Origin of the sequence: Pseudomonas sp. C11 (genome assembly GCF_034683865.1) — a bacterium.
In the GTDB taxonomy this organism is placed as follows: Bacteria; Pseudomonadota; Gammaproteobacteria; order Pseudomonadales; family Pseudomonadaceae; genus Aquipseudomonas.
This window is the reverse complement of record NZ_JAWIIP010000005.1, coordinates 232,492-251,700: the sequence shown is the minus strand read 5'-3', so window position 1 is coordinate 251,700 and position 19,209 is coordinate 232,492. Positions and strand designations below refer to the sequence as shown.

The following is a 19,209-nucleotide window of genomic DNA, read 5'->3' as shown; positions in this document are numbered from 1 at the left end:
TTATAGACGGGCGCCAATGAAGTGCCCGCTGCGGCCCAGCCGCGCCTGTTCTTCGCCGACTTCGGCTCTGCCATAACAATTTAAAAAACGGGAGTAGCAAGTAATGGCTCGTCTGCAACGATCCCTCTCACTGGGGGCGGTGGTGCTCTTCGGCATCGCCTACATGACACCCATCATCGTTCTTGGCACCTTCGGCATCCTCGCCGAGATCAGCCGTGGCGCGGTGCCCGCCGCATACGTCGCCGCCTCGCTGGCGATGCTCTTTACCGCGCTCAGTTATGCACGCATGGCCGCGTTGTTTCCGGTGGCCGGCTCGGCCTACAGCTACGTGCGCCGCAGCATCAACGATCACCTGGGCTTCATCGCCGGCTGGTCGGTGCTGCTCGACTACCTGTTCCTGCCCATGGCCATCTGGCTGATCGGCGCGGCCTACCTGCACTCGGCCTTCCCCGAGGTGCCGCAGGCGCTGTGGGTGCTGGCTTTCATCCTGGTCACCAGCCTGATCAACGTGATCGGCCTGCGCCTGGCCAAGGGCATCAACGGCGTGCTGATGCTGGTGCAGTTCCTCGTGCTGCTGGCCTTCGTCGTGCTGTGCGTGCATTACGTGCTGGGCGATGCGAGCAAGCCGCTGTGGTCGCTCGAACCCTTCATCGGTGAAGGCATGAACCTGTCGTTGGTGATGGCCGGCGCGGCAGTGGCCTGCTACTCCTTCCTCGGTTTCGATGCGGTCAGCACCCTGACCGAGGAAACCCATGAGCCGCAGCGCACCATCCCGCGAGCGATCCTGCTGATCACCCTGATCGGCGGGCTGATCTTCGTGGTCACTGCTTACTTCGTGCAGTTGGCGCACCCGTCCATCGTGTTCGAGAGCAGCGATGCGGCGGCCTACGAGATCGCCCGCAACATCGGCGGCGATCTGTTCGTGTCGTTCTTCCTCATCGGCCTGATCGTCGGCCAGTTCACCTCGGGTCTGTCGGCCCAGGCCAGTGCCTCGCGCCTGATGTACGCCATGGGCCGCGATGGCGTGTTGCCGCGTGCCCTGCTCGGCACCCTGAGCCCGCGCTTCGGCACCCCGGTGGGTGCCATCCTGGTGTGCGCGGTGGTGGCCTTGCTGGCGCTGAAGCTGGACGTCACCACCTCGACGTCCTTCATCAACTTCGGCGCCTTCCTCGCCTTCAGCCTGGTCAACCTCTCGGTGATCGTGCACTTCGCCCGCCAGCCACAGGCGCGCGGCCCGCTGCAGCTGCTGCGCTACCTGCTGTGCCCGGCGCTGGGTCTGCTGGCAACGCTGTGGCTGATGGTCAGCCTGGATCGCCTGGCGATCATGCTCGGCTGCGCCTGGCTGGTGATCGGTGGCCTGTACCTGGCCTGGCTCACCGGAGGCTTCCGTCGCCGTCCGCCGGAGCTGCAGTTCGATGATGCCGATGCCTGAGTTGCGTGGCCGGGCCTGATTCGCGCTCGGCGACGAAGGTCACCGGCTTTGAGCCATCGGCATTGAGCTGAAGGATGCGTTTGGGCCGGCCCTGATCGTCGAAGAACACCTGGCCGAGCCCCGCGCCATTCCAAAGCCGTTCACCCGAGCGGCTGCGATCCGGAATCATTGGGCTGACGCGCATGCGCCGGCGCTTGGTCAGCCAGTTGAGCGGCGACCAGGGCGCGTAGAGCCAGCGGTTGAGGCGGTCGAACCAGTCCAGCAGCTTGGCCGGGAATTCGTTCTTGATGCCGCTGCTGGTGATCTGCCAGATGGTCGGGCTGGCGCGACGGTGGCGGATGCGCACGCGGTAGACGAAGGAGTAGTGCACGTCGCCGGAAAGGATGACGAAGTCTCTCGGTGTACGTGAGTGACGGAAGATGTTCAGCATCACGCTGGCCGCGCCGCGATGGGCCATCCAGTTCTCCGCATCGACCATCAGCGGGTGGCCGGCGAGGGTGAAGAGTTTCTGGATGCCTTCGATCAGCTTCACGCCGAACATCGGCGCCGGCGAGACGATGATGCAACTGGGGTGGTCGAGCAGTGCCTGCTGAAACTCGCACAATGCCTCCCAATCCATCAGCCCCGAGGGCTTGGACAGGTGCCCCTCGCTGCGCCAGCGCCGCGTGCGGGTATCGAGCACCAGCAGCGCCGGCGTGGTGGGCAGCACGTAGTGCCAGTGCTCGAAGTGCAGCAGGGTGTCGATCAGTTCGTCCTGCGCCTTGGCATTCAGGTGGTTGTCCTGGCGCGCCTTTAACAGCCTGGAGCAGGCTTGCAGCGGTTGTTCGAAGGCATCCGGATGGTTGCCCCAGCCCTGACACAACAGGTAGGCGAGCAGGGCGTTGCCGATGATGCGCTTGGAGAAGGGGTGGCCGTAGGCGGTCTCTTCCCAGCGTGCGGAGAGGTTCCAGTCATCGGTGACGTCGTGGTCGTCGAAGATCATCAGCGTCGGCAAGTGCGCGAGTGCCCGGGCAATCTGGCCGAGGTTCTGGCGGAAGGCATCGATGCGTTGGCGTTCGTCGGCGTAGCGTTGCTGATGTTCTTCGCTCAGCGGCGGCTGGCTTTCCTCGATCAGCGTCCAGGGCACCGGCGACCAAACCAGCAGGTACATGGCGATCATCTCGGCGAAGGTCACCAGGTGGTTGTCGGCGCTGCTGCTGGTGAAGATGGGTTTTTCCACACCGCCGAAGAACTTGTCGCGCAGGGTCTGGTTGCTCTTCAGCGCGGGCAGCAGCTCAGCGCGCTGGTAGTAGCCGACCGGTGTGGCGTAGAGCGCCTGGCTGTCCTCGACCACGGCGCCTTCGAGCTGTTCGTCGAACAGGCCGAGACGGGCGATCAACTGGTGGATGGCACAGAGCATCGGCCCGGCGACGTCGTCGACGTACACCTGATCGCCGCTCATCAGCAGCAGGGCGGGGCGCTGCGTGGCGTCGTGGGGCTCGGCCAGCAGGCGGTCAGCGCAGAGCAGGCCGTCGGTCGCCGGATGATGCGGTTTGCGGCAGGAGCCATGGAGCAACTGGTCGACCCGTGAGCGCAGGACGAAGTCGGCGTGTTCGGCGCCGTCGTAGAGCAGGTGCGGCGCCCAGTCGGCCAGGCCGCGTGCGGCGTTGTCCTCGACGATCTGCAGGTCGTAAGCGATGCGCACGTCCTGCGGCAGGGCCTGCTGCAGCGGCAGGTCGATCAGGTGCAGTACGGCATGGTGGCCCAGCGGCAGGCGCTGGCAGTGTTCATCGAGCATCAGGCTGCGCGGCGCTTCGCCTTCGGGCCGCAGCCAAAGCTGCAGGCTCAGTTCGCGGCTGGCCACCAGCCACAACACCAGGCGGCCGGGCTCCAGGCGCCGCAGCAGCGGGCCGGCGAGGACATCGGGCAAGGGCATGTGCGGGTGGTCGGTCATCGAAGCGCTAGATCCGGAGGCAAAAAGACTGATACTCGACAGTGGCAGGAGGCCAGCGGTTCAGCAGGCGGCCTGGCGCAGGCGCTGCAGGTCGAGGATCTCGATCTCGCCGTAGGTCAGGCGCACGATGCCCTGGGCTTCCAGCTCCTTGAGGATCTGGTTGGTGGTCTGGCGTGACAGCGAGAGCATCAGCGCGAGTTGTTCCTGGGCCAGGTGCAGCACCTGGCGCGGCTCGCCTTCGCCGTAGTTCTCGGCGATCAGCAGCAGGCGCCGGGCCAGGCGTGGTGCGGCGGGCAGCAGGCTCATGTCTTCCAGGGCGAGGAACGCCAGGCGCAGCTTGTGGCTCATCAGCAGGGCGAAGTCGCGCCAATGCTGCGGTTGGCGTTCGAGCAGGGTGAGCAGCTCGGTCTGCGGCAACAGCAGCAGGGTGCTGGCGCTCTCGGCGAAAGCATCGTGGGTGCGCGGCAGGTTATCGAACAGGGAGATCTCGCCGAACCAGTAGGGCGGCTCGACCAGGGTCAGCAGCGCTTCCTTGCCGCTCTCGCTGACGGCGCCGATACGCACCGCGCCCTCGACCACCGCATACAGCCCACTGGGTTTGTCACCACGGCGGAACAGCCGCTGGCCGGCGTCGAGGCGCTGCACCTGGGCCATGGCCAGCAGGGCATCGCGCAGCACCTGCGGCAGCGCGGCGAACCAGTGGCCCTGCAGCAGGCGTGCGAGGTGGGCGTGGGCATCGGGCATGGTGACTCCTGCGGTTGGTCGGCATTGTCGGCTAGCTGACAGAGGGACGGTGCTGGGCAGAGGGATGATGCCCCGGCCTGTATCACTGCTGAGGACGATAACAATGAAAACCCTCGTCGATCACCTGGCCCAGTATGCGGCCTATCACCGTGACCGCCGCAACATCGCCAGCCACTTCATCGGCATCCCCATGATCGTACTGGCCGTGGCCGTGCTGTTGTCGCGCCCCGGTTTCGAGCTGGCCGGTCTGTGGCTGGCACCTGCGACCCTGACGGCACTGGCTGCGGCGCTGTTCTACTTGCGTCTGGACGGCCGCTTCGGCCTGGTCATGAGCGGCCTGTTGCTGCTCTGCCTGTGGTGCGCCGCCAAGCTGGCGGTGGCGAGCACGGCCGCCTGGCTGTCGGCGGGCCTTGGCCTGTTCGTGGTCGGCTGGGTCATCCAGTTCGTCGGCCATTACTACGAGGGGCGCAAGCCGGCGTTCGTCGACGATGTCATGGGGCTGATTGTCGGGCCGCTGTTCGTGGTGGCCGAGGCGGCCTTCCTGCTCGGCCTGCGCAAGGAGGTCGAACACGCCGTGGTGGAGATCGCCGGCCCGACCTGCATTCGCGAGAAGAAGGCGCTGGCCTGAGCATTGGTTTGTCGCGGCTGAAGCCCCTCCCATAGGCGCAGGGCTCAGCCGCGAGCCTCGCTAGGTTCTGTACGAAAAGTGCCTGCACTCGGTGATGCTTCGTTAAAAACAGGTTCGGAATGCTCATTTACAGCTCGTAAACTCCGCTTCCTCACCTGTTTTTGCCTCGCCTGACCTTCGCTCGACGACTTTTCGTACAGAGCCTAGAACATGTCCATCCACTGCGTGGTCAGCGCGCGCGTGTGCCGATCCACGGTGATCGGCGCGAAGGGGCGGCCGGACACGCTGATCAGCGCGCTGCTCTTGCTGTTCATATCGGCCAGGGCGGCGCGCAGGTAGCCCCAGCGAGTCTTGAGCTTGGCCACCTGCGGATCCTGCTTGTCATCCAGGGGCGCCAGTTGCGTGTCGATGGCAGGCAGCAGCAGGCGTTCATCCTGCCCCAGGTAGGTGTCCGGCTGTTCGCGGGCGATCTCGAAGGTGCCCATGTACGAACGCGCCAGGTACTGCACGCCGAGGTACTCGATCTTGGCCGCCAGTTCGCTGTCGTCACCCTGTGCGCGCGGCAGGGTGCGGGCAATGGCGAGAAAGTCGCGCAGAGAGCGGCTCAGATCCTCGGGGTAGCGCCACGGCACATGCTCATCGCCAGGGCCGTAGCTGACACCATTGCGCAACTGGGTCACCAGCGCCTGGTGGGCCTGGTTCAACTCGGCATTGTCTTTCATACCCTGCATGTCCGCGGCCAGCGCCGCGAGATCGGCTTCCAGGCGCTGCAGGTGCGCCTTCTGGAAGCCTTCGCCACGTAACAGCAGCAGGCTGCTGGTGGCACGACTGGCGTTGACCTGAATCTGTTCCTGCGGGGTGATGGCTTCGGCGAAGGTGATGGGCGAAAGCCCGGCGAGAATGCCCAGCGTCCAGACGAACGCTCGGCGCAGCACGGCATGACGCTGCATTCGGGGTGCTCCTTGTTATTGTTGTGAGCGGTATGGGCGTCAGCGACGCCGCGTCAAGAGTAATGCGCGCTGCCAGCCGGAGCATGAGCCAAAAGAGTGATTTCGTCGGAAATCGCGGCCGTTCGGTCGTTTTATCGGAAGCGGCGCAGGTGTTCGACGCCACTTCGTTTCAGACCAGCCCTCGCAGCGCCAGGTTGGCGCCGAGCAACAGCAGGCCGATGAAGAACCAGCGTTTGAAGCGCTCCGCGCTGATGCGCTTGCGCAGCCATTGGCCGGCGACCATGCCCAGCAGGGCGGGCAGCAGCGCCAGGGCGGAGAGGCCGAGCACCGCCGGTTGCAACAGTTCGCCGCTGTGGCCGATGGCAACCGCCAGTGCCAGGGTGGAAACGCTGAACGACAGCCCCAGTGCCTGCACCAGGTCGTCCTTCTCCAGGCCGATGGCCTGCAGGTAGGGCACGGCAGGGATCACGAACACGCCGGTCACCGCAGTGATCGCCCCGGTGATGGCACCAATCAGCGGGCCTAGCCAGGCTTCCTTGGCTCGCTCCACGCGAAAGTGCACCTTGGCCAAACCGAGCAATGCGTAGAGCACCAGGGCAGCGCCCAGCCAGCGGCTGGCGCCGGGCAGATCGAGACTCTGCAGCAGGCCGGCGACCAGCAGCGTGCCGAACAGGATGCCCAGCAGCATTGGCCACAGGCGGCGCAGCATCGGCAGCGGGCTGCGGCCGTCGCACAGTTGCCAGATGTTGGTCGCCATCGACGGGATGATCAGCAGCGCGGCAGCTTGTAGCGGCGCCATGATCAGGCTGAGCAGGCCGAGGGCGATGGTTGGTAGACCGAGGCCGACCACGCCCTTGACCATGCCGGCGAGCAGGAAGGTGACGAGAATCAACGGCAGGTATTCAGTCATCGCATCGTTCCCTGCTGCTGGCCAGGCTTGGCCTCGACTTTGAAGATCACGGTGAGCATCGGCATTCTCCCTGGCTGGCTCTGGCTGAAGTTGCCTGCCAGTATCCACCTTTGCTGCACGCCATGTTTCGTCATGAGGTGAACGATGGAATACGCACCGGGTTTCAGTTCGATTGCTGCGTTGCTTGCCGACGCGGGGCGCGCTGCCATGGTTTGGGCGCTGATGGATGGCAGTGCGCGCCCGGCCGGAGAGCTGGCCTTGCTGGCTGGATTGTCCCCGTCCTCGACCAGCGCGCACCTGGCCAAGCTGGTCGAGGGCGGCCTGCTGGCGCAGCAACGCCATGGGCGCAATCGCTATTACCGCCTGGCCGGGCCAGAGGTTGGGCAACTGGTGGAGGCCCTGGCCAGCGCTGCACTGGCTGCACAGCCGCGACAAGCGCGTGCGGTACCTGCCTCGCGCGGTACGCCGCTGGCCATGCGCGAGGCGCGCACCTGCTACGACCATCTGGCCGGCGAGCTGGCGGTCGGTGTGTTTGCACGGATGTGTGCGGCTGACTGGTTGAGCGAGGATGGCGGAGCGCTGAAGCTGACCGCCAGCGGCGAGCTGGGGCTGCAGGCGTTGGGTATCGATTTGCAGCAGGTCAGCCGCCAACGTCGCCAGCGGTTGTGTGCCTGCCCGGACTGGAGCGAGCGCAAGCCGCATCTGGGCGGTGCATTGGGCGCGGCGTTGCTGAGTCTGTGCGAAGGCGAGGGTTGGCTGCGGCGCAGCAAGGAGTCGCGTGCGTTGCAGGTGTCGCCGCAGGGGCGTAGGGCGATCATGGCGATCGCGGCTTTGTAGCTTCGTAGGGGGGGCGGGGGGCGATCCGGCGTGCTAGGGCCGTGTCGAATTTCTCGCCGGACTCTCAGGTAGGGCGGGTGAAACCCGCCGTCTTGGGTGGCGGGTTACACCCGCCCTACGTCCACTATGTACGGCTTTCGTACTCAGGTGGCCAATGTATTGCCTGTAGGAGCCCCGCCCCGGGGCGAAGCTTTTCGTCGCCGGGCGCGACTCCTACAGGTGTGGCTTCAGGCCGAGGCGCTGACCGGCTTGCCGCCCTTGGGCTTGAAGTACAGGGTGGTGCCGCGGGCGAGGTTGTCCAGGCTGACGTGATCCTTGGCCACCTCGGCCTCGATCAGTTCGTCCTGGCCTTCGACCTTCAGCGTGATGCGGGTGATCGCGCCGAGCAGGCGGATGTCGCGCACTTCACCGGCCTTGTGCTCCGGGCTCGGTTCGCTGGACAGGTCGACCTCGTGCGGGCGGAACAGGACGTGGTGGTCGCCACCGACGTACAGGCGGTTGGCGTCACCGAGGAAGTGGTAGACGAAGTCACTGGCCGGGTTTTCGTATACCTCGGCCGGGGTGCCGATCTGCTCGATCACGCCCTTGTTCATCACCACGATGCGGTCGGCCACTTCCATGGCTTCTTCCTGGTCGTGGGTGACGAATACGCTGGTCAGGTGCACTTCCTCGTGCAGGCGTGCCAGCCAGCGGCGCAGCTCCTTGCGCACCTTGGCATCCAGCGCGCCGAAGGGTTCGTCGAGCAGCAGCACTTTCGGCTCCACCGCCAGGGCGCGGGCCAGGGCGATACGCTGGCGCTGGCCGCCGGAGAGCTGCTCCGGGTAGCGGTCGCCGAGCCAGTCGAGTTGCACCAGATTGAGCAGTTCGTGCACCTTCTCGGCGATCTTCGCCTCGCTCGGGCGCTCGCGCTTGGGCTTCATGCGCAGGCCGAAGGCGACGTTGTCGAACACGGTCATGTGGCGGAACAGCGCGTAGTGCTGGAATACGAAGCCGACGTTGCGATCACGCACGTCATGCTCGGACACGTCCTCGCCGTGGAAGCCGATGCTGCCGCTGTCCGGGGTTTCCAGGCCGGCGATGATGCGCAGCAGGGTGGTCTTGCCGCAGCCGGACGGGCCGAGCAGGGCGACCAGTTCGCCGCTCTGGATGCTCAGGTTGATCTCGTTCAGCGCCTTGAACTGGCCGAACTGCTTGTTGACGCCTGTGACTTCGATACTCATGGCTTATTCCTGGTGGTTCCGTGGGCCGGGCCGCGTTCAGGCGGCGCTACGGCTATCAGTCTTCTCGATCGGCTTGTAGCTGGCGGCTCAGACGCGCCTCGCTCCATTGGCGAAGCAGCAGCACCACCAGGGCCATGACGAGCAGCAGGATCGCCACGCTGAAGGCAGCGACGATGTTGTACTCGTTGTAGAGAATCTCGATGTGCAGCGGCAAGGTGTTGGTGTAACCGCGGATATGCCCGGAAACCACCGAAACTGCGCCAAATTCGCCCATCGCACGGGCGGTGCACAGCACCACGCCGTAAATCAGCGCCCATTTTACGTTAGGCAGCGTGACATGCCAGAACATCTGCCAACCGTTGGCACCGAGCAGGCGCGCGGCCTCTTCCTCGGTGGTGCCCTGTTCCTCCATCAGCGGGATCAGCTCGCGGGCGACGAAGGGGAAGGTGACGAAGATGGTCGCCAGGACGATGCCGGGCACGGCGTAGACGATCTGCAGGTTCTGCGAGTCGAGATACGGCGCGAGCACGCTCTGCGAGCCGAACAGCAGCACGTAGATCAGGCCGGCGACCACCGGCGACACCGAGAAGGGCATGTCGATCAGGGTGATCAGGATGCTCTTGCCGCGGAACTCGAACTTGGTCACCGCCCAGGCTGCGGCGACGCCGAACACCAGGTTCAGTGGCACGGAGATGGCGGTGGCCAGCAGGGTCAGCTTCAGCGCCGAGATGGCGTCCGGCTCGCTGATCGCCTGCCAGAAAACCTCCAGGCCACGGCTCAGGCCCTGGGTCACCACCATGTACAGCGGCAACACGAGAATCGCGGCAAATACTGCCCAGGCGATGATGATCAGGATGATGGCGCCGACGGAGCGGCTGGCCGGGCGCGCAGCCGCACTCTGGCCAAGGGTTGCAAGGCTCATGACGGGCTCCTCAGAGTTGCGGCTGGATGCGGCGCTGCAGGATGTTGATCAGCAGCAGCAGGATGAACGACACCACCAGCATGATCACGCCGATGGCGGTGGCGCCCGGGTAGTCGTACTGATCCAGCTTGGAGACGATCAAAAGCGGCAGGATCTCGGTCTTCAGCGGGATGTTGCCGGCGATGAACACCACTGAGCCGTACTCGCCGACGCCACGGGCGAAAGCCAGGGCGAAGCCGGTCAGCCAGGCCGGCAGCAGGCTTGGCAGCAGGATGTGGCGGAACACCTGCAGCGGCTTGGCGCCCAGGCAGGCGGCGGCTTCCTCGACTTCCTTGGGAATATCGGCCAGTACCGGCTGCAAGGTACGCACCACGAACGGCAGAGTGACGAACACCAGTGCCAGGGTGATGCCCAGCGGCGTGTAGGCGATCTTGAAGGGGAACAGCGAGCCGATCAGGCCGCTGGGTGCGTACAGCGCGGTGAGCGCGATGCCGGCCACGGCCGTGGGCAGGGCGAACGGCATGTCGACCATGGCATCGATGATGCGCCGGCCGGGGAAGGTGTAGCGCACCAGCACCCAGGCGATGATGGTGCCGAGAATGCCATTGAGCAGGGCGGCGGCCAGTGCTGTGCCGAACGAGAGTTTCAGCGAGAACTGCAGTTGGCGATTGTTGAGCAATGCCCACCACTGTTCGCCGGTCAGCTGCAGCGAGAAGAGGAACATCGCCCCCAGCGGAATCAGCACGATCAACGCCAGGTAGGTGATGGTGTAGCCCAGGGTCAGCCCGAAGCCGGGTATGACCGGGGAAGTTCGACGAGACATGGGGTGTCCTTTTGTACAGGTCCAGAGTCACGACGCCCCACAACCCGGAGGTTGCAGGGCATCGAGCGGTCGAGCCGGGTTACTGGTTGATCTTGGTGAAGATCTGGTCGAACACGCCGCCATCGTCGAAGTACTTGGGCTGTGCCTGTTTCCAGCCGCCGAAGTCCTTGTCGATGGTCACCAGCTTGAGATCCTGGAACTGACCCTTGAACTCGGCGGCGACTTTCTCGTTGCGTGGGCGGTAGAAGTTCTTCGCGGCGATGCGCTGGCCTTCTTCGCTGTACAGGTGCTCCAGGTAGGCTTCGGCCACTTTGCGGGTGCCCTTGCGGTCGACGTTGGCATCGACCACCGCCACCGGCGGCTCGGCGAGGATCGACAGCGACGGGGTGACGATCTCCAACTGGTCGCCGCCTTCTTCGGCCAGCGACAGGTAGGCCTCGTTTTCCCAGGCCAGCAGTACGTCACCCAGGCCACGCTGGACGAAGCTGATGGTCGAGCCACGGGCGCCGGTATCCAGCACCGGGGCGTGGCGGTACAGCTCGGTGACGAACTCCAGAGCCTTGTCTTCGCTGCCGAACTTCTCGCGGGCATAGGCCCAGGCGGCGAGGAAGTTCCAGCGGGCGCCGCCGGAGGTTTTCGGGTTCGGGGTGATGACTTCCACGCCCTCTTTCACCAGGTCATTCCAGTCCTTGATGCCCTTCGGGTTGCCCTTGCGCACCAGGAACACGATGGTCGAGGTGTACGGCGTGCTGTTGTCCGGCAGGCGCGCCTGCCAGTTCGGGTCGATCAACTGCTGGTTGAGGTTGAGCGCATCGATATCGCCGGACAGCGCCAGGGTCACCACGTCGGCACGCAGGCCATCGATCACTGCGCGGGCCTGCTTGCCCGAGCCACCGTGGGACTGCTGAATGGCGACGGCCGGGTTGCCCTGCGCTTGCCAGAATTTGTTGAAGGCGGCGTTGTACTCGACGTACAGCTCGCGGGTCGGGTCGTAGGACACGTTGAGCAGCGGCTCGGCGATGGCCGGGCCGGCGATCAGGGTGCTGGCCAGCGCGGCCAGGGCAAAACGGCGAATGGACATGGTGCAGCTCCTAAACGGGATAGATTCTTGTGTTGGCGTAGGTTCTAGCCCTCTGGTGGTCCAGTCGGGCTGCATCATGGGAGGCGGTGTTCTGTCAGCTGTTCTTGGTGTTCGGCTGTTGCAGGCGGATCTTTTCCTTGCGCTCGATCTGCACGACCTGGCCGTTATGTACGGTGATTTCCACCGAACCGAATTTCAGGCCATGCAGGGCGGTCTGGATCTCGCGGAGGATGACGGCTTCATCCTGACCTTCCAGGTTTCTCAGAGTGGCGCTCATTTCCAGGCTCCTTGTGAATGGGTCGCCACGGCGGCGGGGGCGACGTTGGCGTGGAGCGGATAGTAGAGAGGCTGAAATATTCTTAAAAATACTGTTTAAGAACATTTATATGCATTTTGGAAATATAAAATGCTGCGGGATTTGATTGGTTTATGGAATAAGCAAAGAATTTCTTATTCTTTTTGTCATTGTTTTACGCCGCCTAGACTGACGCCATTCGATTCAAGGAGGCGCCGTCATGGCCAGCGAAGCAATCCGTTATCTGATCCTGCCAGGTTGGCAGGGCTCACCCGATGAGCATTGGCAAAGCCACTGGCAGCGCAGCCTGCCCAACAGTGCGCGGGTCGAGCAGCAGGACTGGCTCAATCCGCAACGTGGCGACTGGGTCGCCGCGTTGAACCAGGCGATTGCTGCCGATCCGCGTCCGCTCATTCTCATCGCCCATAGCCTGGGTTGCGTGACGGTGGCGCACTGGGCGGCGCAGGCGCCGGTCGAACTGTTGCGCCGTGTGCGCGGTGCCCTGCTGGTGGCACCAGCCGATGTCGAGCGGCCGGGTTGCCCCGAAGCGCTGCGCAATTTCGCGCCGATACCGCGTGATCTGCTGCCCTTTCCCAGCCTGCTGGTGGGCTCCGACAACGATGCCGCAGCCAGCGCCCTGCGCGCCCTGGAGCTGGCACGCGCCTGGGGTAGCGAGGCGGCGATTCTGACCGGTGCCGGGCATATCAACGTGAAGTCCGGGCATCGTTACTGGGAGCAGGGCTTCGGTTATCTCTACCGCCTGCAGAGCCGCATCGAGCAGCAGGCGCGGCTGCGCGCCTGAGCGAGTCATCACGGCGTTACCTTTTCCGGAGCAGGGTCGGGCCAGGCAGCCGCCTGCTCTTTTTTATCGCCTGCCAGCCATGGCGCCACCTTTCGGGCCAAAGCGGAGCAGTTGCTCCAGGCATTTTTTATTCGCGTACAGGCTGCGCCGGCGAGGTGTGGCTCAGGAGCTGCACCTCATGAGTTTTCCACCTGACTTCCCACCCTTGACCTTCGCCGATTCGGACAAGAGCCCGCTGAGCATCCGTGCCAAGGCGCTGGTATTCGTCGACGCCCGTTCACGCCAACTGCGCGAGCACGCCGAGGCGCTGGCGGGCAATGGCCAGCCGTTGCTGATTCTTGGCGAGACCGGTACCGGCAAGGAGTTGTTGGCGCGCTACATCCATCGCCAGAGCGAGCGCGCCGGCCTGTTCGTGGCGGTGAGCTGCGCGGCGATCAGCCCGCAATGGGGCGAGGCCGAGCTGTTCGGGCATGTCGGCGGAGCCCATGTCGGGGCCGCCAGCAGCCGTGCCGGCTGGTTCGGTTCGGCCAATGGCGGCACGCTCTACCTCGACGAGATTGCCGATCTTTCACGCCCGTTGCAGAGCAAGCTGCTGGCCGCGCTGGAAACCCGCGAGGTGTATCGCGTCGGTGCCAGCCAGGCGTTGCCGGTAGACGTGCGCCTGGTGGCGGCGAGCAGCATCGACCTGGCCCGTGCGGTGGCAGTCGGCACTTTCGATGAGCGTCTGTACGCCTACCTGTGCGACGGCCAGCTGCGTTTTCCGGCATTGCGTGAGCGGGTCGGCGACATCCTGCCGTTGGCTGAGTACTTTCTGGGTATCCATGCCCAGCGCCTGGGATTGAGCATCGCCGGCATCAACCCGGCGGCGCAGGCAGTGCTGGAGGCGCACCGCTGGCCGGGCAATACCCGTGAGCTGGAGAACGTCATCCACTTCGCCCTGCTGCTGGCCGGCAACAGCGAGATTGGCCCCGAGCATCTGGAGCTTCCGGGCCTTTCCGACTTGTGACCCACGCCGTAGGGCGAACCGGGGCGCCGCCCGCTCGTAGCGTCAGCGAACAGTCCGCCGGTTTGACCTCGTGCCGCCTGATGTGCGGCGTACTGCTTCGCGAGTACGCTCTACGGGGCTTCGGTGCACAGGCTCAGGGAGCCAGCAGCGATACCGATTTGATCTGAGCCCAGATCGCCTGGCCGGCATGGATGCCCAACTGGTCGAAGGAGTAGCGGGTGATCCGTGCCAGCAGGTGCTGCTCGCCCAGGCGCAGGGTCAGCAGGGCCTGGGCGCCAATCATCTGCCAGCTGTCCACGGTGACTGGCAACAGGTTGAGCAGGCTGCTGCCTTCGGCGCGTTGCAGGCTGAGGCTGACATCGCGCGCCTTGATCTTCACCCGAACCCGGTGCCAGGCCGGCAGCGCTGCATGGGGTATGCGCAGGCGTGCGTCACTGCCAGGAATGCGCAGGGCCACCAAGCTGTACTGCGCGTCGTAGGCGTCGACCTGGCCGTCGATCACCGCCTCGGCATCGTCTTCGCTGGCGAAGGGCAGGTCGGCGCGCAGCAGCAATTCCTTGAGTGGGCCGCTGGCGCGCACCTGACCTTCGTCGAGCAGCACCAGGTGATCGGCCAGCCGCGCCACCTCGTCCGGCGCGTGGCTGACGTAGAGCACGGGGATATCCAGTTCCTCGTGCAGTCGCTGCAGATAGGGCAGCACCTCCTGCTTGCGCTTGAGATCGAGCGAGGCCAGTGGCTCGTCCATCAGCAGCAGGCGCGGGCTGGTGACCAGCGCGCGGGCGATGCCGACGCGCTGGCGTTCGCCGCCGGACAGCGCCGAGGGCATGCGTTCGAGCAGGTGGCCGATGCCCAGCAGCTCCAGCGCCTGATCCAGCGCCACCTTGCGCTGCGCGGCTGGGATGCGTTTCTGCCCGTACTCCAGATTGCCGCGCACGCTCAGGTGCGGGAACAGGTTGGCGTCCTGGAACACGTAGCCGATGGCGCGCTGGTGCGCCGGCAGGAAGAAGCCGCGCGCACTGTCCTGCCAGCGTTCGCCGGCCACTTGCAGATAGCCCTGCTGCGGGCGATCCAGCCCGGCGAAACAGCGCAGGCAACTGGTCTTGCCCGAACCGGAATGGCCGAACAGGGCGCTGACGCCGCGCCCGGGCAGATCGAGGTCGACATCCAGGCGAAAGCCCGCATGTTGCACCAGAAATCGCGCGCGAATACGGCCGTCATCCACCACTGCAGGGATCGAAGGTTTACCGAATCCGAACATCACCAGGCCCTCACCTTGCCGCTACGGCCGCTGTACAGCGCGAGCAGGACGAGGAAGGCGAACGCCACCATGCCGCCGGCCAGCCAGTGCGCCTGGGTGTACTCCATGGCCTCGACGTGGTTGTAGATCTGCACCGACACCACCTGGGTCTTGCCGGGGATATTGCCGCCGATCATCAGCACCACGCCGAACTCGCCGATGGTATGCGCGAAAGCGAGGATCGCTGCGGTGACGAAGCCGGGTCGCGCCAGCGGCAGCACCACGCTGAAGAAGGCATCCCAGGGATTGGCGCGCAAGGTGGCGGCAGCCTCCAGCGGGCCGCGGCCGATGGCCTCGTAGGCGTTCTGCAGCGGCTGCACGACGAAGGGCAGGGAATAGAAGATCGAGCCGATCACCAGGCCGGTGAAGGTAAAGGTGAAAGTGCCCAGGCCGAGGCTCTGCGTCAGTTGGCCGAAGAAACCATTGGGGCCCATGCTCACCAGCAGGTAGAAACCGATCACCGTCGGCGGCAATACCAGCGGCAGCGCCACCAGCGCGCCGACCGGGCGCTTGAGCCAGGAGTCGGTGCGCGCCAGCCACAGCGCTATGGGCGTGCCGATGATCAGCAGCAGCACGGTGGTCAGCGAAGCCAGCTCCAGGGTCAGCAGGATGGCGTCGAGGTCGTTCTTGGACAGCGGCATGCGAGGTTCCGGCAACTGGCGTCTGGACAAACGTAGCCCGGATGCAATCCGGGGCCTGCTCAGGCAGATGGCCCCCGGATTTCATCCGGGCTACAGGGATTACAGTTTATAGCCGAACGACTCGATCACCTTGGCCGCTTCCGGGCCTTTCAGGTACTCGACCAGCGCCGCTGCGGCCGGGTTGTTCGCGCCCGGCTTGAGGATCAGCGCATCCTGCCTGATCGGGTCGTACATTGCCTCCGGCACGATCCAGGCCGAACCGCTGCTGAGCTTGCCGTCCTGGTATACCTGCGACAGGGCGACGAAGCCCAGTTCGGCGTTGCCGGTGGAGACGAACTGGTGCGCCTGGGTGATGTTCTGGCCTTCTACCAGCTTGCCCTTGACCGCCTCGCTCAGCCCCAGCTTGGCCAGCACCTGGGTTGCCGCCAGGCCATAGGGCGCGGCCTTCGGGTTGGCGATGGACAGGTGCTTGAACTGCCCGGCCTTCAACGCCGCGTCGCTGCCGTCGAGGTAGCTGGAGTCAGCCGACCACAGCACCAGGCTGCCGATGGCGTAGGTAAAGCGCGAGCCTGGCACGCTGTCGCCTTCTTGCTCCAGCTTGGCCGGCGTCGTGTCGTCGGCGCTGAGGAATACATCGAACGGCGCGCCGTTCTGGATCTGCGCATAGAACTGCCCGGTGGCGCCGAAGGAGGCCACCAGCCTGTGCCCGGTGGCTTTCTCGAACGCCGGGGCGATGGCCTGCATCGGTGCGGTGAAGTTGGCGGCGACCGCGACCTTCACTTCATCGGCGATGGCGCCGCTGGCGAAGATCAGACCGAGGGCGAGTAAACCGTGCTGGAGAGGCTTGAGCATGGAGATTCCTTGTGGTTCCTGGGCGATCAGGCGGCCTGAGGCAGGCCAGGTGCGGCAATCCTACCTCGTTATGTAATTTTGTATATAGCGCTTTGCGGCCCGCTTCCTTGCACGATCTTCGTGCGTGGCGGCGGGTGCCTGCACCGTCACGGCTTGCGGGCAGTTTTTCCCTTGCCAGCAACTACAAAAAACATAATTTCGCTAATCCCCCGCTCTGAACAGAATGCCCGCAACGAGCCGCCCCGGCGGATTCAGTCACGAGCAGAATCAGAGCAGGCAACCATGACCGAGCTGAAGCAATCCGCCTTTCCCCAACCCGCAGGTCGGGTACCCGCAACCCTGACGATCGACACCCTGGTGGTCGGCGCCGGCCAGGCCGGCGTGGCCATGAGCGAGCACCTGGGCAAGCTCGGTGTGCCGCACCTGGTGCTGGAGAAGAGCCGCATCGCCGAGGCCTGGCGCACGGTGCGCTGGGATTCGCTGGTGACCAACGGGCCGGTCTGGCATGACCGCTTCCCCGGCCTGGAATTTCCCGATCTCGGCCCGGACGACTTCGCCCACAAGGATCAGGTGGCCGACTACTTCGAGGCTTACGCGCGGATGATCGATGCGCCGATCCGCACCGGCGTCGAGGTCAAGCAGGTGGCGCGTGCGCCAGGCCGTGCCGGCTTCATCGTGGAAACCTCCGAGGGCACCATTCACGCCAACCGCGTGGTCGCTGCCACCGGCCCGTTCCAGCGCCCGGTGATCCCGGCCATCGCCCCGCAGGACGAAAGCCTGCTGCAGATCCACTCGGCGCATTACCGCAACCCGCAGCAACTGCCCGAGGGTGCGGTGCTGGTGGTCGGTGCCGGTTCCTCCGGCGTGCAGATCGCCGACGAGCTGAACCGCGCCGGGCGCCAGGTGTACCTCTCGGTTGGCGCTCACGACCGGCCGCCACGCAGCTACCGTGGGCGCGATTTCGTCTGGTGGCTCGGCGTGCTCGGCCTGTGGGATCTGGAAACCGTGCAGCCGGGCAAGGAGCACGTGACCATCGCCGTCAGCGGCGCCCATGGCGGGCGCACCATCGACTTTCGTGAGCTGGCCGCGCAGGGCATCACCCTGGTCGGCCTGACCCGCGCCTTCGAGGCGGGCGTGGCGCAGTTCGCCGATGACCTGGCGGAAAACCTGGCGCGTGGTGACGAGAACTACCTGTCGCTGCTCGATGCCGCCGATGCCTACGTCGAACGCAACGGCCTCGATCTGCCTGAAGAGCCCGAGGCGCGCCGGCGCTTCCCCGAGCCGGCGTGCGTCCGCGAGCCGCTGCAAAACCTCGACCTGGCCGCCGCCGGCGTCACCTCGATCATCTGGGCCACCGGCTACGCCACGGACTTCAGCTGGTTGCAGGTCGATGCCTTCGACGCCAACGGCAAGCCCAAACACCAGCGCGGTGTGTCCAGCGAGCCGGGGGTGTACTTCGTCGGCCTGCCCTGGCTGTCGCGCCGTGGCTCCACCTTCATCTGGGGCGTGTGGCACGACGCCCGCCACATCGCCGACCACATCGCCACCCAGCGCAAGTACACCGCCTACCGCGACGCTGCCCGGCGTGACGCCGCGACCCTCGAATCCAGCGCTGGCAAAGTCAGCCTCACCGGAGTCCGCTGATGCCCACTCATACCCGCATCCGCATGTTCAACACCAAGGACACCTACCCCAATCAGTCCCTGGACAACGACCTCTGCCAGGCCGTGCGCGCCGGCAACACCGTGTACGTGCGCGGCCAGGTAGGCACCGATTTCGACGGTAACCTGGTCGGCCTCGGCGACCCGCAGGCGCAGACCGAGCAGGCGATGAAGAACCTCAAGCAACTGCTGGAAGAAGCCGGCAGCGACCTCTCGCATATCGTCAAGACCACCACCTACATCATCGACCCGCGCTACCGCGAACCGGTGTACAAGGAGGTCGGCAAATGGCTCAAGGGCGTGTTCCCGATCTCCACCGGGCTGGTGGTCTCGGCGCTCGGCCAGCCGCAATGGTTGATGGAGATCGATGTGATCGCCGTGATTCCCGATGACTGGCCGAGCGCCGGGGGCCAGGCATGACCTTTTCCATCGTCGGCCGCTGCCCGGAAACAGGGCACCTCGGCATCGCCATCAGCTCCTCCAGCATCGCCGTCGGCGCCCGTTGCCCCTGGCTGCGTGCCGGGGTCGGCGCAGTGTCGACGCAGAACATCACCCTGCCGGCGCTGGGCCCGCAGATACTCGACCGCCTGGAGGCCGGCGAGGCGCCGGCCAGCGCGCTGGAGCAGGCGCTGGCGCGCAACGGCTATGGCCAATACCGGCAGGTGACGGTGATCGACAGCCACGGCGCCAGCGCGCACTTTTCCGGCAGCGAAGCCCTCGGCGTGCACCATGCGCGCGCCGGCGAGCAATGCGTGGCGGCCGGCAACCTGCTGGCTTCCACGGCGGTGATCGACGCCATGGTCGAAGCCTTCGAGCAGGCCCACGGCGGTTTGCCGGATCGCCTGCTGGCATCCATGCACGCGGCGATAGCCGCCGGTGGTGAGGCCGGGCCAGTGCATTCGGCGGCGCTGTCGGTGGTCGGTGATCTGGTCTGGCCGGTGGTCGACCTGCGTGTCGACTGGGCCGAGCACGACCCTATCGGCGAGCTGGATAAACTCTGGCGCGCCTACGAGCCGCAACTGCACGATTACATCACCCGCGCCCTCGACCCCACCGCCGCGCCGAGTTACGGCGTGCCGGGTGACGAGTAGGGTGGACGACCTGTGAGAGGGGCTTCAGCCGCGACTTGGAGCGTACCCTTCGTCGCCGCTGAAGCGCCTCCCACAACAGACGCA

General features: G+C 65.4%; 20 protein-coding genes. 8 read left to right on the top strand and 12 right to left on the bottom strand.

Translation table 11 applies throughout. The features are described from left to right. Positions 1-103 precede the first annotated feature (103 nt). Positions 104-1,432: an APC family permease gene (locus VC352_RS10670; RefSeq protein ID WP_322979537.1), complete on the top strand. Its 1,329-nt coding sequence runs from the start codon at positions 104-106 to the stop codon at positions 1,430-1,432. Here VC352_RS10670 and VC352_RS10665 read toward each other — a convergent pair. Next, entirely contained in the window at positions 1,374-3,365 is a 1,992-nt protein-coding gene (locus VC352_RS10665) for an alkaline phosphatase family protein (protein WP_322979536.1), read from the bottom strand. The two genes, VC352_RS10670 and VC352_RS10665, sit on opposite strands and share 59 nt — an antisense overlap. 60 nt (positions 3,366-3,425) lie before the next feature. Further along, positions 3,426-4,109 carry a Crp/Fnr family transcriptional regulator gene (locus tag VC352_RS10660; RefSeq protein WP_322979535.1) on the bottom strand — a complete coding sequence of 228 codons (684 nt, stop codon included), beginning with the start codon at positions 4,107-4,109 and terminating at the stop codon, positions 3,426-3,428. A gap of 103 nt (positions 4,110-4,212) precedes the next feature. On the opposite strand from VC352_RS10660, the gene VC352_RS10655 reads away from it, so the two are divergent. Beyond that, positions 4,213-4,737, top strand: a complete 525-nt coding sequence (locus VC352_RS10655; RefSeq protein WP_322979534.1) for a DUF962 domain-containing protein — start codon at positions 4,213-4,215, stop codon at positions 4,735-4,737. Between the two features lie 203 nt (positions 4,738-4,940). Here the strand turns inward: VC352_RS10655 and VC352_RS10650 are convergent, their stop codons facing one another. Both VC352_RS10650 and VC352_RS10645 read right to left on the bottom strand, forming a co-directional pair. Further along, positions 4,941-5,687 carry a hypothetical protein gene (locus VC352_RS10650; protein ID WP_322979533.1) on the bottom strand — a complete coding sequence of 249 codons (747 nt, stop codon included), beginning with the start codon at positions 5,685-5,687 and terminating at the stop codon, positions 4,941-4,943. Positions 5,688-5,856: 169 nt separating this feature from the next. After that, positions 5,857-6,597 (bottom strand): sulfite exporter TauE/SafE family protein, encoded by a 741-nt coding sequence (locus VC352_RS10645; protein WP_322979532.1) that lies wholly within the window; start codon positions 6,595-6,597, stop codon positions 5,857-5,859. A gap of 144 nt (positions 6,598-6,741) precedes the next feature. On the opposite strand from VC352_RS10645, the gene VC352_RS10640 reads away from it, so the two are divergent. Continuing rightward, positions 6,742-7,434 carry a metalloregulator ArsR/SmtB family transcription factor gene (locus tag VC352_RS10640; protein ID WP_322979531.1) on the top strand — a complete coding sequence of 231 codons (693 nt, stop codon included), beginning with the start codon at positions 6,742-6,744 and terminating at the stop codon, positions 7,432-7,434. 227 nt (positions 7,435-7,661) lie between these two features. Here the strand turns inward: VC352_RS10640 and VC352_RS10635 are convergent, their stop codons facing one another. The 5 genes from VC352_RS10635 to oscA all read right to left on the bottom strand — a co-directional run bounded on the left by VC352_RS10635 (position 7,662) and on the right by oscA (position 11,757). After that, the gene (locus VC352_RS10635) at positions 7,662-8,654 is read right to left on the bottom strand and encodes a sulfate ABC transporter ATP-binding protein (RefSeq protein ID WP_322979530.1); all 993 of its coding nucleotides are present in this window, start codon (positions 8,652-8,654) and stop codon (positions 7,662-7,664) included. Positions 8,655-8,709: 55 nt separating this feature from the next. Beyond that, positions 8,710-9,576, bottom strand: a complete 867-nt coding sequence (cysW, locus tag VC352_RS10630; protein ID WP_322979529.1) for a sulfate ABC transporter permease subunit CysW — start codon at positions 9,574-9,576, stop codon at positions 8,710-8,712. Positions 9,577-9,586: 10 nt separating this feature from the next. Further along, positions 9,587-10,399, bottom strand: coding sequence for a sulfate ABC transporter permease subunit CysT (cysT, locus tag VC352_RS10625; protein WP_322979528.1), 813 nt, complete (start codon positions 10,397-10,399; stop codon positions 9,587-9,589). Between the two features lie 79 nt (positions 10,400-10,478). Then, the gene (locus VC352_RS10620; RefSeq protein ID WP_322979527.1) at positions 10,479-11,480 is read right to left on the bottom strand and encodes a sulfate ABC transporter substrate-binding protein; all 1,002 of its coding nucleotides are present in this window, start codon (positions 11,478-11,480) and stop codon (positions 10,479-10,481) included. Positions 11,481-11,574: 94 nt separating this feature from the next. Next, on the bottom strand, positions 11,575-11,757 hold the full coding sequence (gene oscA / locus VC352_RS10615) for a sulfur starvation response protein OscA (protein WP_322979526.1): 183 nt from the start codon (positions 11,755-11,757) through the stop codon (positions 11,575-11,577). Positions 11,758-11,995: 238 nt separating this feature from the next. On the opposite strand from oscA, the gene VC352_RS10610 reads away from it, so the two are divergent. Together VC352_RS10610 and VC352_RS10605 are read left to right on the top strand one after the other, a co-directional pair. Then, on the top strand, positions 11,996-12,577 hold the full coding sequence (locus VC352_RS10610; RefSeq protein ID WP_322979525.1) for an alpha/beta hydrolase: 582 nt from the start codon (positions 11,996-11,998) through the stop codon (positions 12,575-12,577). Positions 12,578-12,755: 178 nt separating this feature from the next. Beyond that, complete coding sequence (locus VC352_RS10605; protein ID WP_322979524.1) at positions 12,756-13,583, top strand: sigma 54-interacting transcriptional regulator; 828 nt, start codon at positions 12,756-12,758, stop codon at positions 13,581-13,583. Positions 13,584-13,716: 133 nt separating this feature from the next. Here VC352_RS10605 and modC read toward each other — a convergent pair whose 3' ends face one another. The 3 genes from modC to modA form a co-directional block, all read right to left on the bottom strand. Beyond that, positions 13,717-14,841, bottom strand: a complete 1,125-nt coding sequence (gene modC, locus VC352_RS10600; protein WP_322979523.1) for a molybdenum ABC transporter ATP-binding protein — start codon at positions 14,839-14,841, stop codon at positions 13,717-13,719. After that, positions 14,841-15,521: a molybdate ABC transporter permease subunit gene (gene modB, locus VC352_RS10595; protein ID WP_322979522.1), complete on the bottom strand. Its 681-nt coding sequence runs from the start codon at positions 15,519-15,521 to the stop codon at positions 14,841-14,843. The genes modC and modB overlap by 1 nt, the downstream gene beginning before the upstream one ends. A gap of 99 nt (positions 15,522-15,620) precedes the next feature. Next, a complete protein-coding gene (modA, locus tag VC352_RS10590; RefSeq protein WP_322979521.1) occupies positions 15,621-16,373 on the bottom strand; it encodes a molybdate ABC transporter substrate-binding protein in 753 nt (250 codons plus the stop codon). Between the two features lie 282 nt (positions 16,374-16,655). Here modA and VC352_RS10585 point away from each other — a divergent pair, with 282 nt between their 5' ends. The 3 genes from VC352_RS10585 to VC352_RS10575 are packed head-to-tail and all read left to right on the top strand — an operon-like array spanning position 16,656 to position 19,125. Further along, positions 16,656-18,017: an NAD(P)/FAD-dependent oxidoreductase gene (locus VC352_RS10585; RefSeq protein WP_322979520.1), complete on the top strand. Its 1,362-nt coding sequence runs from the start codon at positions 16,656-16,658 to the stop codon at positions 18,015-18,017. Further along, positions 18,017-18,454, top strand: coding sequence for a RidA family protein (locus tag VC352_RS10580; protein WP_106738245.1), 438 nt, complete (start codon positions 18,017-18,019; stop codon positions 18,452-18,454). Before VC352_RS10585 ends, VC352_RS10580 begins: the two co-directional genes overlap by 1 nt. Beyond that, entirely contained in the window at positions 18,451-19,125 is a 675-nt protein-coding gene (locus VC352_RS10575) for a DUF1028 domain-containing protein (RefSeq protein ID WP_322979519.1), read from the top strand. Before VC352_RS10580 ends, VC352_RS10575 begins: the two co-directional genes overlap by 4 nt. Positions 19,126-19,209 lie beyond the last annotated feature (84 nt).

Excerpts from the sequence above, each read along its gene's own strand:
- VC352_RS10580 (WP_106738245.1), top strand. The coding sequence starts at position 18,017 with ATGCCCACTCATACCCGCATCCGCATGTTCAACACCAAGGACACCTAC.
- cysW (WP_322979529.1), bottom strand. The coding sequence starts at position 9,576 with ATGAGCCTTGCAACCCTTGGCCAGAGTGCGGCTGCGCGCCCGGCCAGC.
- VC352_RS10635 (WP_322979530.1), bottom strand. The coding sequence starts at position 8,654 with ATGAGTATCGAAGTCACAGGCGTCAACAAGCAGTTCGGCCAGTTCAAG.
- VC352_RS10650 (WP_322979533.1), bottom strand. The coding sequence starts at position 5,687 with ATGCAGCGTCATGCCGTGCTGCGCCGAGCGTTCGTCTGGACGCTGGGC.
- VC352_RS10585 (WP_322979520.1), top strand. The coding sequence starts at position 16,656 with ATGACCGAGCTGAAGCAATCCGCCTTTCCCCAACCCGCAGGTCGGGTA.
- VC352_RS10620 (WP_322979527.1), bottom strand. The coding sequence starts at position 11,480 with ATGTCCATTCGCCGTTTTGCCCTGGCCGCGCTGGCCAGCACCCTGATC.
- VC352_RS10605 (WP_322979524.1), top strand. The coding sequence starts at position 12,756 with ATGAGTTTTCCACCTGACTTCCCACCCTTGACCTTCGCCGATTCGGAC.
- VC352_RS10655 (WP_322979534.1), top strand. The coding sequence starts at position 4,213 with ATGAAAACCCTCGTCGATCACCTGGCCCAGTATGCGGCCTATCACCGT.
- VC352_RS10610 (WP_322979525.1), top strand. The coding sequence starts at position 11,996 with ATGGCCAGCGAAGCAATCCGTTATCTGATCCTGCCAGGTTGGCAGGGC.
- modC (WP_322979523.1), bottom strand. The coding sequence starts at position 14,841 with ATGTTCGGATTCGGTAAACCTTCGATCCCTGCAGTGGTGGATGACGGC.
- VC352_RS10640 (WP_322979531.1), top strand. The coding sequence starts at position 6,742 with ATGGAATACGCACCGGGTTTCAGTTCGATTGCTGCGTTGCTTGCCGAC.
- VC352_RS10670 (WP_322979537.1), top strand. The coding sequence starts at position 104 with ATGGCTCGTCTGCAACGATCCCTCTCACTGGGGGCGGTGGTGCTCTTC.
- modB (WP_322979522.1), bottom strand. The coding sequence starts at position 15,521 with ATGCCGCTGTCCAAGAACGACCTCGACGCCATCCTGCTGACCCTGGAG.
- VC352_RS10660 (WP_322979535.1), bottom strand. The coding sequence starts at position 4,109 with ATGCCCGATGCCCACGCCCACCTCGCACGCCTGCTGCAGGGCCACTGG.
- oscA (WP_322979526.1), bottom strand. The coding sequence starts at position 11,757 with ATGAGCGCCACTCTGAGAAACCTGGAAGGTCAGGATGAAGCCGTCATC.
- cysT (WP_322979528.1), bottom strand. The coding sequence starts at position 10,399 with ATGTCTCGTCGAACTTCCCCGGTCATACCCGGCTTCGGGCTGACCCTG.
- VC352_RS10665 (WP_322979536.1), bottom strand. The coding sequence starts at position 3,365 with ATGACCGACCACCCGCACATGCCCTTGCCCGATGTCCTCGCCGGCCCG.
- VC352_RS10645 (WP_322979532.1), bottom strand. The coding sequence starts at position 6,597 with ATGACTGAATACCTGCCGTTGATTCTCGTCACCTTCCTGCTCGCCGGC.
- modA (WP_322979521.1), bottom strand. The coding sequence starts at position 16,373 with ATGCTCAAGCCTCTCCAGCACGGTTTACTCGCCCTCGGTCTGATCTTC.
- VC352_RS10575 (WP_322979519.1), top strand. The coding sequence starts at position 18,451 with ATGACCTTTTCCATCGTCGGCCGCTGCCCGGAAACAGGGCACCTCGGC.